Below are 13145 nucleotides of genomic sequence, written 5' to 3'. Positions count from 1 at the left end.
TCCTGAGGGGCGGGGCCCGCTTTGCGTGCCGTCTCCGGGGACGTACCGGCGCCGGGGACGTACCGGCGGCTCCCGGGCCGTGCCGTCTCCCTAGACGTACCGGCGCCGGGTGGAGGGGGATGATCCATTCTCTCCCGGAAAGGGAGTCCGGCGCATCGACTTCGCGGATGATCTTGAACGCGTTCGGCGGCCCTAGCGTGAACGCATGACACGAAGCGCGCGGAATGCGGGCCGGGACCTCGTGTGCGAGGCCGGCGACGGGGTGGAGCTGGCGGTACGGGATCACGGCGGGGCGGGGACGGCCGTGCTGTTGCTGCACGGGGCCGGGCGGACGCTCATGGACTGGGAGCGGGTGGCGCCCCTGCTGGCCGCCGGGCACCGGGTGCTGGCGATGGACCTGCGCGGCCATGGGCGGTCGGGGGACGGGGCGGTGCCGTGGACGTTCGAGGTGGCCGTCGAGGACGTACGGGCGGTGCTGACGGCGTGCGGGATACCGCGGGCCGTGGTGGTCGGGCACTCCCTCGGCGGGATGGTGGCCGTACGGTGCCTGGAGGCCCTGGCGGACGTCGTGCCCGCGGCGGTGAACCTCGACGGGCACGGGATGGGGCGGCCCGAACAGTATGTGGGGCCGGACCCGGAGTGGGTGCGGGAACGGCTCGCCGAGGCACGGCAGTTCGCCGAGGAGGCGGGCGGACGGCCTTTCGAGGCGGCGGCGTTGGCGGGGGTGATCGGTTATCAGACCCGCATGGCCGCGGAGTTGGGGATTCCCGCCGACGTGATGGAGGCCGGGGTGCGGCGGTCGCTGGCGGAGGCCGGGGACGGGCGGCTCTTCCTGCGGCCCGGGCGGCAGCAGGCCAGGGAGCTGCAGGAGGCGATGGCCGTGATCGACCTGTTCGGGCACTACCGGAACGTCTCCCGGCCGCTGCTGATCGCCCGGGCGCTGCGCCCCAACCCGCCGGTGCCGGGCGTGCCGTCGTGGTTCGACGACCTGATGGCGGCCTATACGGAGGGCCTGCGGCGCGATCTGGCGGAGCTCGCCCGGACCCAGCCGTACGTGACCGTCGCCGGGGTGGACGCCACCCATGCGATGGTCCTGGAACGGCCGGAGGAGATCGCGGAGCTGGTGGCCACATTCGCGGCGGGCGCGGTGAACGGGCGCGGGGCGCGGTGAACGGGGGTGGGGAACGATGAACGGGGGCGGTGGCGCGGTGAACGGGGGTGCAGGGTCGGTGGCTTGGGGTTCCTGACCGTACGGGGGCCTAGCGCGGGAACAGCTCGAACAGGGTTGCCGGGCGGCCCCGGTGACGTTCCCCGCCGGTGCGGAGGGCCTGCTCGATGAAGGTGCGGGCGTAGGACTGCGCGTCCTGACCGCGGCCGCGCAGGCCGTTGATGTACGTACTGTGCGCCGCCAGCGAGGCCACCGCGCGGTCGATGCCGGGGCCGACCTCGGCGGCGTGCGTGGGGTACGGCGAGCCGGCCACCGCCACCCAGCGGACGCCGTTCCAGGGGGCGAGGCCGAGCGCTTCGGCGAGCTCCGGGAAGATCCAGCGGTTGCCGGCGTCGCCCGCCGCGTCCAGGACCGCCCGGCCGACCACCCGGTGGTCCGGGGTGTTCCAGTGCACCCCGGCCCATGTGTCGTGGTGGTTGAGGGTGATCAGGAGCTCCGGGCGGTGGCGGCGGATGGCCGCCGAGAGGTCGCGGCGCAGCGCCGTCCCGCCCTCGATCGTGCCGTCCCGGTGGTGGTCGAGGAATTCCACGGTATGGACGCCGACGAGCGCGGCGCCGGCCCGCTGTTCGGCCTCGCGCACCCGGGCGCATTCGTCGGGGGCCAGCCCGTCGATACCGGCCTCGCCGCGGGTGACCAGGAGGTAGCTCACCTCCCGCCCGGCGGCGGTCCATTCGGCGATGGCTGCCGCGGCGCCGTATTCGAGGTCGTCGGGGTGGGCGGCGACGGCGAGGGCCCGCTGCCAGTCCTTGGGCATGGGGGAGAGGTGGGACTCGGCGGGCATGGGCGCCTTCCTTCCTGCTCCGGGTGATCGTTCCTGTTCGGGCGATCGTGATTGCTCGGGGTGGTCGTTTCCGTTCCGGGTGGTCGTTTCCGTTCCAGAGTCGTCCGGCACGGTCGTTTTTCGGTCGTTTTTCGTTCGCTTTTCCGGGCGGTCGTCCGGATGTTCCGTCGGGGCGGCCGTCGGACCGTCCCGTTCGTCGGGGTCGCCGTCAGCCCCCGTCATGGGGGCGTGGGGACGCCGTGTGGACGATCGTGACACGACGAGGTGGCGCGTGCGGGTGTGACGCCGGAGGTGGGCGAGGCGGAAGATGCGGAATGCCGGTGCGAGCACGGACAGTCCCCAGGTGGCTGAGCTGGGTTTCATCACAACAGGTGAATATCTGGCCCGAGGTTGCGGTCGACCACGCGCGGTTGCCACGCTGTTGCTGACTGTCAAGCTGTTGGGAGGGGCACGTGCCTTTCGGTGAGCAGCCCGCGTACCTCCGCGTCGCCGGCGACCTGCGCCAGAAGATCGTCGACGGGGTGCTGCCGCCGCACACCCGCCTCCCCTCCCAGGCCCGGATCCGCGAGGAGTACGGCGTCTCGGACACCGTCGCCCTGGAGGCCCGCAAGGTCCTGATGGCGGAGGGGCTCGTCGAGGGCCGCTCGGGGTCCGGGACGTACGTGCGCGAGCGGCCCGTTCCGCGGCGTATCGCGCGGGTCGGGTTCCATGCGGCGGGTGGGTGTACGCCCTTCCGGCAGGAGCAGACGGACGAGCGGGTGCGCGGCACCTGGGAGTCCAGCAGCGAGCAGGAGGCGGCCAGTTCGGCGGTGGCCGGCCGGCTGCGGATCCCGCCGGGCGGCCGGGTCATGCGGACCCACTACCTCTTCCGCGCGGAGGGCGAGCCGGCGATGCTCTCGACGTCCTGGGAACCGCTGGACGTGACCGGCCGGACGCCGGTGATGCTGCCCGAGGAGGGGCCGCTGGCCGGGCGCGGTGTCGTCGAGCGGATGGCGGCCATCGATGTGGTGGTGGACAACGTCATCGAGGAGGTCGGCGCGCGGGCGGCCCTGGCCGAGGAGGCCATGGCGCTGGGCGGGGTCCCGGGCCATGCGGTGCTGGTGATCTCGCGGACGTACTTCGCGGGCGGCCGCCCGGTCGAGACGGCCGACATCGTCACGCTCGCGGACCGCTACCGGGTCGCGTACCACCTGCCGGTGAAGTAGGTGAAGTAGGCGTCGGGGGCGGGGTGGGCGGGCGCTGGGCCGGCCCTCGCTGGGCCCCGCTGCGCCCCGTAGAGCCGCTGGTCCCTGTCCCGTGCAGCGGCTGACTTCCGGGCGCGTAAGCCGCCGGCCCCTAGGGCCGGGTCGAACAGATCCCCTAAGGGTTGCGAGCACCCCCTGTGGGCCGACAACGGCGCGAGGGACGGCGGTATTCCCGCATGACAGCCGCTATCCCCCCAGACGCGCAGGCCGGAACCCCCGGCCGGAAGCCCCTCTTGAAGCCCCACCGGAACCCCCACCTGAAGCCCCCGGCCCCCGCCTCGTGCGAGATCCGTAGTTACTTTCAGCCTCAAGTCCGGTGTCCGTTTCGCCCCCGTACGTACGTAAATGTTGGCCGGATCTTGGTGTTGGAAAACTCACAGAGGCTCAACTGGGCGGCTGTTTTGGCCGAGAGCGGGAAGCCGATCTTCGGATTCGCTCTTACGATGGCGAAGTTTGTGCACGGCACGGGGGAAGACCAGGAGACCAGCACGTGAGCACGACGAAAAACCCGGGTGCGGAGCAGGGTGCGCATTCGCATTACCGTCGGTCCCTCGGGACCATCGCCCTGACCGCCACGGGTCTCGGGTCCATCATCGGCTCCGGCTGGCTCTTCGGGGCCGAGCGGGCCGCCGCCATCGCGGGACCGGCCGCGATCATCGCCTGGATCATCGGCGCACTGGTCGCACTCACCATCGCCCTGACCTACTCCGAGCTCGGCGCGATGTTCCCGAAGGCCGGCGGCATGGTCCGTTACGGCCAGTACTCGCACGGCTCGCTCGCCGGCTACCTCGCCGCGTGGGCGAACTGGATCGCCATCGTCTCGGTCATCCCCGGCGAGGCCACCGCCTCCGTCCAGTACATGAGCTCGTGGGACTTCGGCTGGGCGCAGGCGCTCTACGACGGCAAGGAGCTGACCGGCACCGGCGTCGGGCTCGCCAGCATCCTGCTGATCTTCTACTTCTTCCTCAACTGGTTCGCGATCTCGCTGTTCGCGAAGACCAACACCGCGATCACGGTCTTCAAGGTCGTCGTCCCGGTGCTGACCGCCAGTGCCCTGATGCTGGCGCACTTCGACACCGGCAACATCGTGCACCACGGCGGCTTCACCCCCAACGGCTGGAGCTCGGTCTTCACCGCCGTCGCGGTCTCCGGCATCGTCTGGGCCTACAACGGCTTCCAGTCCCCGCTGAACCTCGCCGCCGAGGCCCGCAACCCCGGCAAGTCGCTGCCCAAGGCCGTCATCTCGTCGATCATCATCGCGCTGGTGATCTACGTGGCGCTGCAGGTCGCGTTCCTGATGGCGGTCCCCGGCGACAAGCTGGGCGCCAACGGCGGCTGGGCCGGCCTCGGCTTCAACTCGCCGCTCGCCGACCTGGCCGTGGCCTGGGGCCTGAACTGGCTCGCGCTGCTGCTCTACGCGGACGCCTTCGTCTCGCCGTCCGGCACCGGCATGATCTACGCCGCCACCACCTCGCGCATGATCCAGGGCGTGCAGGAGAACGGCCACCTGCCCGGCGTCTTCGGCAAGGTGGACAAGAAGACCGGTGTGCCGCGCCCGGCGCTGCTGCTCAACCTCGTGATCGCGTTCCTCTTCCTCGCGGTCTTCCGCGGCTGGGGCTCGCTGGCCGAGATCGTCTCGGTCGCCACGGTCATCTCGTACATCACCGGCCCGGTCGCCGTGATGTCGCTGCGCCGGCTTTCGCCGGACCTCAAGCGCCCGGTCAAGCTGCGCGCCATGCCGGTCATCGCACCGATCGCGATGATCTTCGGCTCGCTGGTCCTCTACTGGGGCCGCTGGCCGCTGACCGGCAAGGTCATCCTGATCATGGCCGTCGGCCTGCCCGTCTGGGCCTGGTACGAGATCGGCAAGCCGCTCACCCAGGGCCGCAAGCCGTGGGCCGCGCTGCTTCCGCACCTGAAGGCCGGCGCCTGGATGGTGGCGTACCTGCTGGTCATGGCCGCCGTGTCGTACCTGGGCGGCAAGGACTTCGGCGGCAAGGGCTACCTGCCCGAGGGCTGGGACATCCTCCTGGTCGCCGCGATCGCGCTCGCCTTCTACTACTGGGGCGTGCGCAGCTCCTGGCGCAACCCGTCCCTGGTGACGGTCGAGGACGAGCTCACCGCCGAGGCCCAGAGCCGTGCGGCGGACGAGACGGGAGAGGCCGAGGGGGCCAAGGCGTCCGTAGGGGCGTAACCCGGACTTCCGTCCTCGGGGCGGCCGGGGACCGGTCGCCCTCCCTCACCACCCCACCTGCCCGGGCCCTCCGGGCCCCACCGGCCACTCGCGGGCCGCCTCGGTACGCCGGGGCCCGCGGGTGGCCGGTTCGGTATCTCTTTGTGAAAATCCATATCCGGTGAGTAAAGGTCGGGCGTACGCTCGGGCATATGCGGATTGCGATTTCGGCATCAGCAGACCAGGGGCGCGCCACGGCGCGCTGTCCGGCGGACGGAGGGGCGCAATGACCGACAACGGAGCCGTGCTGCCCTGGCTCGTCATCCGCCAGGACGAAGGCGGCAACCGGTATCGCGTGGGCCGTTATGCCACCCGAGCGGAGGCGGAGCGGGTGGCCGAACGGCTCGATACCCGGGGCAGCCGGCGGCTCTACGTGGTCGAGAAGGCCGATCGCGCGACGACCTGAGGGACGCCGCGCAGAAGCGGGACGAGGACGGGGGACGTAGGCTGCCGCGCATGACGACGGTGCACGTAGTGGTGGGCGGAGCGGTGTGCGAAGGCGGGCGGCTGCTGGCCGCCCGGCGCAGTGCACCGCCCGCGCTGGCCGGCCGCTGGGAGCTGCCCGGCGGCAAGGTCGAGGACGGCGAGACGCCCGAGCGGGCGCTGGAGCGCGAGCTGCGCGAGGAGCTCGGCGTCGAGACCGAGATCGGGGACCGCATCCCGGGGGAGTGGGTGCTGCGGCCCGGCTACGTCCTCCAGGTGTGGACGGCGCGGCTGGTGTCCGGGGTGCCGCAGCCGCTGCAGGACCACGACGAGCTGCGCTGGCTGCGCCCCGGGGAGGAAGAGCAGGTCGACTGGCTGGACCAGGACCGGCCGGCGGTCGCCGAGGCGATGCGACGGCTGGCTGTCGCGGCCGCCGGAATACCGGGCGTACGCCGCTGAGGGGTCCGGGCCCGTGCCCGTACGCCGCTGAGCGGTCCGAGCCGGTGCTGTTGCGCCGCTGGTCGCCGAGCGGTCCGGATCCCTGCTGCAAGGCCGCTGAGCGGCCCCCTGAGGGCGTGCGGTTGCCCGTCCGCCGGCCGGCGCGCCCGGCGCATCGCGGACCCTCCGGCGCGCCCGGCGCATCGCGGCCCCTCTGCCGCGCACGCACGCCCGCCCACCAGGCATCCCCCGCGTCACCGCAGCCATATGCGCCATTTGTGGCACAGTACACGGTTGCGGGAGGTGCTTCGCCCTCGATATCGGGTATGTCCTGATTGAGCCCTTGAATGCGGGTAATCCGACGGGGATGCCTCGGCTGGGATGTGATCGGCGTGAGCGACAGCGCAGCGGAAGGCGTCCCGGCACCCGACACCGGCCCCGCCCGCAAGCGCGGCAGAGCCACCGGTTCACCGATCGCCGAATGGAGCTTCCCGGCCGATCCGGGCGCCGTACGCACCGCCCGCACCGTCGTGCGCCGGGTGCTCAACGACTGGGGCCTGAACGGCGCCGCCGACATGGCCGTACTCCTCGTCAGCGAGCTCGTCACCAACTCCCTGCGCCATGCCACCGGACCGATCGGGGTGCGCATGGTCCTGCTGAGCGCCGGCGAGCTGCTGGTCGAGGTCTCCGATCCGCTGCCCGACCCGCCGCAGGAGCGCACCGCCGCCCCCGACGACGAGGGAGGACGCGGATTGCAACTGGTCGCCTGCAGTTCGCGGCGCTGGGGGACCCGGCGCGGAAAGAGTGGCAAGACAGTGTGGTTCGAGCTGTCGGTGGCTGGTTAGGAGACAGGTGGGATCCTGATCGTTGCCATTTCATCGACATTCTGTCGATGGCCTGCGATCGAGACTGTGCTGTGATCGTGAAGACCGTGTTCCGGATAGCCGAGGTGCTGGATACTCAGGTTGGTCCGGTCCGGGCACGATGAGCTGGAGGGGACGGGGCTCGTGAGCGAGATGACATCTGGCGGGGCAGAACCCGCGCAGGCCGATGGCCAGGGCGGTGCGGACGGCCCCGGCGGCCCAGGTGCCCGTTCGCACGCGCGCGAACCGCAGGGCCCGCCCGTCTGGCAGAGCAGCCGCCCCGGCTCGATCTACGACTACATCCGGGTGGCCTCCTTCTCCCTCGGACCCGACGGCCGCATCGACCAGTGGAGCGAGCGCGCCGAGCAGATGCTCGGCATCCCCGCCCGCTACGCCCTCGGCAAGGACCCCGTAGCGGCCTTCGTACCCAGCGAGTTGCGCGAAACCGGGCGCCGCAAGGTCTCCGAGATCCTCGACGGCCGGGAGTGGACCGGCCTGGTGCCCTACCGCCGCAACGAGGACGGACCGGCCGACGGGCTCGCCGAGATCTACGTCATGCCTTCCCGCAACGAAGAGGGTGAACGCGCCGCGGTCTGCGTCGTCGTGGACGTCCGGGCACTACGCGGCATCGAGACCGACCTCGCCGCCTCGCAGGCCGTTTTCGGTCAATCTCCCATGGGCTTCACGCTGTTCGGGACGGACCTGAAGCTGCTGCGCGTCAACGAACGCTTCGCCACGGTCTTCGGCGGCCCGGCGAGCAAGTACCGCGGCTGCACCCCGCACGACTTCCTGCCCCGCCCCGAGGCCGAGCGGATGACCGTCGCACTGCGCCGCGTCCTGGACACCGGCGAACCGGTCACCGAGATGCAGCTGGTCGGCGCGGTGCCCGGCGAGGACGAGCGCCGCCGCTGGTCGATCTCGCTGTACCGGCTGCACGGCGCCAGCGGCCGCCCCATCGGCGTCGCCGCGCTCGCCGCCGACGTCACCGGCCGGCGCCGGGCCGAGCGCGAGGCCGCCAACGCCCGCCGCAACCTCGCCCTGCTGAACGAGGCCGGTGCCCGGATAGGCAACTCCCTCGACCTGGAGACCACCGCCCGCACCCTCCTCGACGTCGCCGTCCCCCAGTTCTGCGACCTGGCCTCCGTGGACCTCTACCAGGGCCTGCTGTCCGGCGACGAGGCCCCGCCCGGCACCAGCGACGGCAGCGCCGAGCTCCGCCGGGTCGCCTTCGCCAGCGCCGTCTCCGACGCCCCGCTCGCCGGGGCCCCCTGCTGCGAGCCCCCGGACGCCCCCGGCCCGGTCGCGGTCGGCGCCGTCCACCGCTACCCGTTCAACTCCCCCTGCGCCGGCGCCCTGCGGACCGCCCAGGCGCAGATCATCCCCGGCCGGGAGAGCGACGACGGGCCGGAGCTGGGCGCCGTGGTGCACTCCACCCTCGCCGTCCCGATGGTCGCCCGGGACACCGTCGTGGGCCTGGTGCAGTTCTCCCGGACGAAGGGCAGCGAACCGTTCGGCGAACGCGACACCGCACTCGCGGTCGAACTCGCCGCGCGCGCCGCGGTCTGCATCGACAACGCCCGCCTCTACCGCCGCGAACACGAACGCGCCCTGATATTGCAGCGCAGTCTGCTGCCGCCCGGCGACCCGGAGGCGGCCGGCCTCGACATCGCCTGCCGCTACCTGCCCGGCACCACCGCCACCGAGGTCGGCGGCGACTGGTTCGACGTCATCGAACTCCCCGGTCACCGCACCGCGTTGGTCGTCGGCGACGTCATGGGCCGCGGACTGCGCGCCGCCGTGGCCATGGGCGAACTGCGCACCGCCGTACGCACCCTGGCCCTGCTGGACCTGGAACCGGCCGAGGTGCTCTCCGCGCTCGACGAGATCGCCCGCGGGCTCGGCGGCGACGGCGACGGCCGCGCCAAGGGCCGGGGCCCGCGCGGCCGTTCGGGCACCGCCGGCTCCGCCCCGGAGCCGAGGCGCTCCGCCCGCACCGCCGACCTCTCCGAGGTCTACCTCGCCACCTGCGTCTACGCCGTGTACGACCCGGTCACCCGGCGCGCCACCTTCGCCAACGCCGGGCACCTGCCGCCCGTGCTCGTCGAGGAGGGCGAGGACGCGCTGCTGCTCGACGTACCGCCGGGGATGCCGCTGGGGGTGGGCGGCGAACCGTTCGAGGAGATCGAGGTCGAGCTGCCGGACGGGGCGCTGCTCGCGCTGTACACCGACGGACTGGTCGAGTCCCGCGAACACCCGCTGGACGAGGGGCTGCAGGCGTTCCGCCGGGCGCTGTCGGGCGCCGACCGCCCGCTGGAGGACGCCTGCGACCACGTGCTCAGCGCCCTGGACACCTCGCACGGCGAGGACGACATCGCGCTGCTGATGGCGCGGGTGCACGGGCTGCCCAAGGACGCGGTGGGCGACTGGAGCCTCGCACCGGAGGCCCGCTCGGTGTCCCGGGCCCGCGAACTGGCCCGCGACCAGCTGACGGACTGGGGCCTCGCGGGCCTGGTCGACACCACGGAACTGCTGGTCAGCGAGCTGGTCACCAATGCGCTCCGGCACGGCCACGGCGAGATCCGGCTGCGGCTGCTGCTGGACCGCACGCTGGTCTGCGAGGTCTGGGACGCCGACCTCGCCCAGCCGCGCCGCCGCCGGGCCCGCGACACCGACGAGGGCGGCCGCGGGCTGCAGCTCGTCGGCCTGCTGAGCGAGGGCTGGGGCAGCCGCCGCACCCCACGCGGCAAGACGGTCTGGTTCGAACTCGCCCTGCCCGACGGCGAGTCCACGGCACCCGACCCGACGGAAGCCCTGCTGAGCCTCTTCTGAGGGGCACGCGCCCCCTGGGGGCCGCCCCGGGTCCGGGGCAGCGGCCGGTCGTCCACAGGCCGGTGCGGGCCCTGGGGACACGGCCTACCCTGGGTCGAACCGGGGGCCCGTCGATCCCCTAGGGGACGTGCCTTAGGGGACGGACCGCACCCGCCTCAAGCCGCCCGCCTCAGGCCGCCCCCCGCGCCGCCCCTGCGCGTCGCCCCCCCCCAACGCCCCCTCACGCCGCCCCCGTTGCAAGCGTCCGTGTAGGGGCAGTTGAGAGGAACGTCTCGGGCCTGCGGGCAGGGGGGCCGGTCGTGGCGGTGGTCATTCGGTGCGGCGCCGGATCTTGTTTCCGAGCCACACCAGCGGGTCGTACTTCCGGTCCGCGGCGCGTTCCTTGAGCGGGATCAGCGCATTGTCGGTGATCTTGATATTTTCGGGGCAGACCTCGGTGCAGCACTTGGTGATGTTGCAGTAGCCCAGCCCGTGCTCGTCCTGCGCGGTGCGCTTGCGGTCGATGCCGGACTGCGGTGCCGCGTCCAGCGGATGCATGTCCAGCTCGGCGATCCGCATCAGAAACCGCGGACCGGCGAACGCCGCCTTGTTCTCCTCGTGATCACGGACCACATGGCAGGTGTCCTGGCACAGGAAGCACTCGATGCACTTGCGGAACTCCTGCGAGCGGCCCACGTCCTCCTGCTGCATGCGGTACTCGCCCGGCCCCAGCTCCGGCGGCGGCACGAACGCCGGGACCTCCCGGGCCTTGGCATAGTTGAAGGAGACGTCGGTGACCAGGTCACGTACCACCGGGAACGCCCGCATCGGCGTCACCGTGATCGTCTCCGTACGCTCGAACACCGACATCCGGGTCATGCACATCAGCCGCGGCCGGCCGTTGATCTCCGCACTGCACGAACCGCACTTGCCCGCCTTGCAGTTCCAGCGGACCGCGAGGTCCGGGGCCTGGGTGGCTTGCAGCCGGTGGATGATGTCGAGCACCACCTCGCCCTCGTGCACCTCGACCGTGAAGTCCGAAAGCGCCCCGCCGTCCGTGTCGCCCCGCCACACCCGGAAGTGCGCCTGGTAGGCGCCGGACGCTCCCGGCTGCTTCGCCACGTGCTGCGCTGTCTGCTGCTCGGTCACCGGGTCAGCTCCTCGTCGGTCAGGTACTTCGCCAGCTCGTCCTTCTCGAACAGCTCCAGCAGGTCGCGGCGGATCGGCGGGGTCTCCCGCCGGGCCAGCCGGATCTGGCCCAGCGACGGGTCCGCGGCCCGGGCGTCGCCCTGCGGATCGGCCAGTTCGCAGACGAGGTTGATGTTGCGCCAGCTCCGGTCCATCGCCGGGTGGTCGTCGCGGGTGTGCCCGCCGCGGCTCTCCTCGCGCTCCAGCGCCGCCCGCGCCACGCACTCGCTGACCAGCAGCATGTTCCGCAGGTCGATGGCCAGGTGCCAGCCCGGGTTGTACTGCCGGTGGCCCTCGACGCCGGCCCGCCGGGCCCGCACCCGCAGATCGGCCAGCCGCTTGAGCGCCTCGAACATCTCGCTCTCCTTGCGGATGATGCCGACCAGGTCGTTCATCGCCTGCTGGAGCTCCTGGTGCAGGGTGTACGGGTTCTCCGCCGGGCCGCGCTCGGCGGTGCCCTCCCGCTCCCCGCCCTCGGCGCTGAACGGACGGAGCGCCTCCGCCTCCGCGGCGTCGATCTGCAGCGGATCGGCCGCCGGCCGCGCGGTCAGCCCGCTCACGTACTCGGCCGCGTACAGGCCCGCCCGGCGGCCGAAGACCAGCAGGTCGGAGAGGGAATTGCCGCCCAGGCGGTTGGAGCCGTGCATGCCGCCGGCCACCTCACCGGCGGCGAACAGCCCCGGTACGCCGGTCGCCGCCGCGGTGTCCGGGTCCACGTCCACCCCGCCCATCACGTAGTGGCAGGTCGGCCCGACCTCCATCGGCTCCGCCGTGATGTCGACGTCCGCCAGCTCCTTGAACTGGTGGTGCATCGACGGCAGCCGGCGCTTGATCACCTCGGCCGGCATCCGGGTCGAGACGTCCAGGAAGACGCCGCCGTGCGGGGAGCCGCGGCCCGCCTTGACCTCGGCGTTGATGGCCCGGGCGACCTCGTCGCGGGGCAGCAGCTCGGGCGGGCGGCGGTTGTGGTCCGGGTCCTCGTACCAGCGGTCGCCCTCGTCCTCGGTCTCGGCGTACTTCTCCTTGAAGACGTCCGGGATGTAGTCGAACATGAAGCGCTTGCCGTCGCTGTTGCGCAGCACCCCGCCGTCACCGCGCACCGACTCGGTGACCAGGATGCCCTTGACCGACGGCGGCCAGACCATGCCCGTCGGGTGGAACTGCACGAACTCCATGTTGATCAGCGGCGCCCCGGCCAGCAGCGCCAGCGCGTGCCCGTCCCCGGTGTACTCCCAGGAGTTCGAGGTCACCTTGAAGGACTTGCCGATGCCTCCGGTGGCCAGCACCACCGCGGGCGCCTCCAGCACGAAGAACCGGCCGGACTCCCGCTCGTAGCAGAAGGTGCCGGACACCGCGCCGTCCGTCTTGAGGACCCGGGTGACCGTGCACTCCTGGAAGACCTTCAGCCGGGCGTCGTACGCTCCGAACTCCTTCTCGTCCTGCTGCTGCAGCGAGACGATCTTCTGCTGGAGGGTGCGGATCAGCTCCAGGCCGGTGCGGTCGCCGACGTGCGCCAGCCGCGGGTACTCATGGCCGCCGAAGTTGCGCTGGGAGATCCGGCCGTCGGGCGTCCGGTCGAACAGCGCGCCCCAGGTCTCCAGTTCCCAGACCCGGTCCGGCGCCTCCCGGGCGTGCAGCTCGGCCATCCGCCAGTGGTTGAGGAACTTCCCGCCGCGCATGGTGTCGCGGAAGTGGACCTGCCAGTTGTCGTGCTCGTTGGCATTGCCCATGCTGGCCGCGATACCGCCCTCGGCCATCACCGTATGGGCCTTGCCGAACAGGGACTTGCAGATCACGGCCGTCCGCATGCCTGCCTCGCGGGCCTCGATGGCGGCGCGCAGCCCGGCGCCGCCCGCGCCCACCACGACCACGTCCCATGTCTGCCGGTCCACATGCGCCATCGGGGGGCACAACCTTCCTTGGAGAACTGTCGTAGGAA

The 13145-nt window shown here is 72.1% G+C and carries 10 protein-coding genes; 7 read left to right on the top strand and 3 right to left on the bottom strand.

Translation table 11 applies throughout. From position 1 onward, the window contains the following. The first annotated feature begins 205 nt into the window (after window positions 1-205). Window positions 206-1171, top strand: coding sequence for an alpha/beta fold hydrolase (locus ACZ7MX_RS05960; RefSeq protein ID WP_472129729.1), 966 nt, complete (start codon window positions 206-208; stop codon window positions 1169-1171). A gap of 88 nt (window positions 1172-1259) precedes the next feature. Here ACZ7MX_RS05960 and ACZ7MX_RS05955 read toward each other — a convergent pair whose 3' ends face one another. Continuing rightward, window positions 1260-2009 (bottom strand): PIG-L deacetylase family protein, encoded by a 750-nt coding sequence (locus tag ACZ7MX_RS05955; RefSeq protein ID WP_472129727.1) that lies wholly within the window; start codon window positions 2007-2009, stop codon window positions 1260-1262. A gap of 452 nt (window positions 2010-2461) precedes the next feature. Between ACZ7MX_RS05955 and ACZ7MX_RS05950 the strand changes: the two genes are divergently transcribed. The 6 genes from ACZ7MX_RS05950 to ACZ7MX_RS05925 all read left to right on the top strand — a co-directional run bounded on the left by ACZ7MX_RS05950 (window position 2462) and on the right by ACZ7MX_RS05925 (window position 10039). After that, window positions 2462-3214: a GntR family transcriptional regulator gene (locus ACZ7MX_RS05950; RefSeq protein ID WP_472129725.1), complete on the top strand. Its 753-nt coding sequence runs from the start codon at window positions 2462-2464 to the stop codon at window positions 3212-3214. Between the two features lie 529 nt (window positions 3215-3743). Beyond that, window positions 3744-5447: an APC family permease gene (locus ACZ7MX_RS05945; RefSeq protein WP_472129724.1), complete on the top strand. Its 1704-nt coding sequence runs from the start codon at window positions 3744-3746 to the stop codon at window positions 5445-5447. Window positions 5448-5712: 265 nt separating this feature from the next. Continuing rightward, window positions 5713-5892: an SPOR domain-containing protein gene (locus ACZ7MX_RS05940; protein WP_030412215.1), complete on the top strand. Its 180-nt coding sequence runs from the start codon at window positions 5713-5715 to the stop codon at window positions 5890-5892. A 50-nt stretch (window positions 5893-5942) separates the two neighbouring features. Continuing rightward, window positions 5943-6368: a (deoxy)nucleoside triphosphate pyrophosphohydrolase gene (locus tag ACZ7MX_RS05935; protein WP_472129722.1), complete on the top strand. Its 426-nt coding sequence runs from the start codon at window positions 5943-5945 to the stop codon at window positions 6366-6368. 362 nt (window positions 6369-6730) lie between these two features. After that, window positions 6731-7192, top strand: a complete 462-nt coding sequence (locus ACZ7MX_RS05930) for an ATP-binding protein (RefSeq protein WP_472130571.1) — start codon at window positions 6731-6733, stop codon at window positions 7190-7192. A gap of 171 nt (window positions 7193-7363) precedes the next feature. Beyond that, window positions 7364-10039, top strand: a complete 2676-nt coding sequence (locus ACZ7MX_RS05925; protein WP_472130569.1) for a SpoIIE family protein phosphatase — start codon at window positions 7364-7366, stop codon at window positions 10037-10039. Window positions 10040-10348: 309 nt separating this feature from the next. On the opposite strand, the gene ACZ7MX_RS05920 is transcribed toward ACZ7MX_RS05925, so the two are convergent. Continuing rightward, window positions 10349-11167, bottom strand: a complete 819-nt coding sequence (locus tag ACZ7MX_RS05920) for a succinate dehydrogenase/fumarate reductase iron-sulfur subunit (protein ID WP_472129720.1) — start codon at window positions 11165-11167, stop codon at window positions 10349-10351. Next, entirely contained in the window at window positions 11164-13107 is a 1944-nt protein-coding gene (locus tag ACZ7MX_RS05915; protein ID WP_472129718.1) for a fumarate reductase/succinate dehydrogenase flavoprotein subunit, read from the bottom strand. The genes ACZ7MX_RS05920 and ACZ7MX_RS05915 overlap by 4 nt, the downstream gene beginning before the upstream one ends. Window positions 13108-13145: the final 38 nt, after the last annotated feature.

The organism is Streptomyces sp. NPDC107765 (assembly GCF_055657085.1).
The sequence above is the reverse complement of the archived record's forward strand: the minus strand, read 5'-3'. Positions and strand labels throughout refer to the sequence as shown.

Excerpts from the sequence above, each read along its gene's own strand:
- ACZ7MX_RS05960 (WP_472129729.1), top strand. The coding sequence starts at position 206 with ATGACACGAAGCGCGCGGAATGCGGGCCGGGACCTCGTGTGCGAGGCC.
- ACZ7MX_RS05955 (WP_472129727.1), bottom strand. The coding sequence starts at position 2,009 with ATGCCCGCCGAGTCCCACCTCTCCCCCATGCCCAAGGACTGGCAGCGG.
- ACZ7MX_RS05940 (WP_030412215.1), top strand. The coding sequence starts at position 5,713 with ATGACCGACAACGGAGCCGTGCTGCCCTGGCTCGTCATCCGCCAGGAC.
- ACZ7MX_RS05935 (WP_472129722.1), top strand. The coding sequence starts at position 5,943 with ATGACGACGGTGCACGTAGTGGTGGGCGGAGCGGTGTGCGAAGGCGGG.
- ACZ7MX_RS05925 (WP_472130569.1), top strand. The coding sequence starts at position 7,364 with ATGACATCTGGCGGGGCAGAACCCGCGCAGGCCGATGGCCAGGGCGGT.
- ACZ7MX_RS05915 (WP_472129718.1), bottom strand. The coding sequence starts at position 13,107 with ATGGCGCATGTGGACCGGCAGACATGGGACGTGGTCGTGGTGGGCGCG.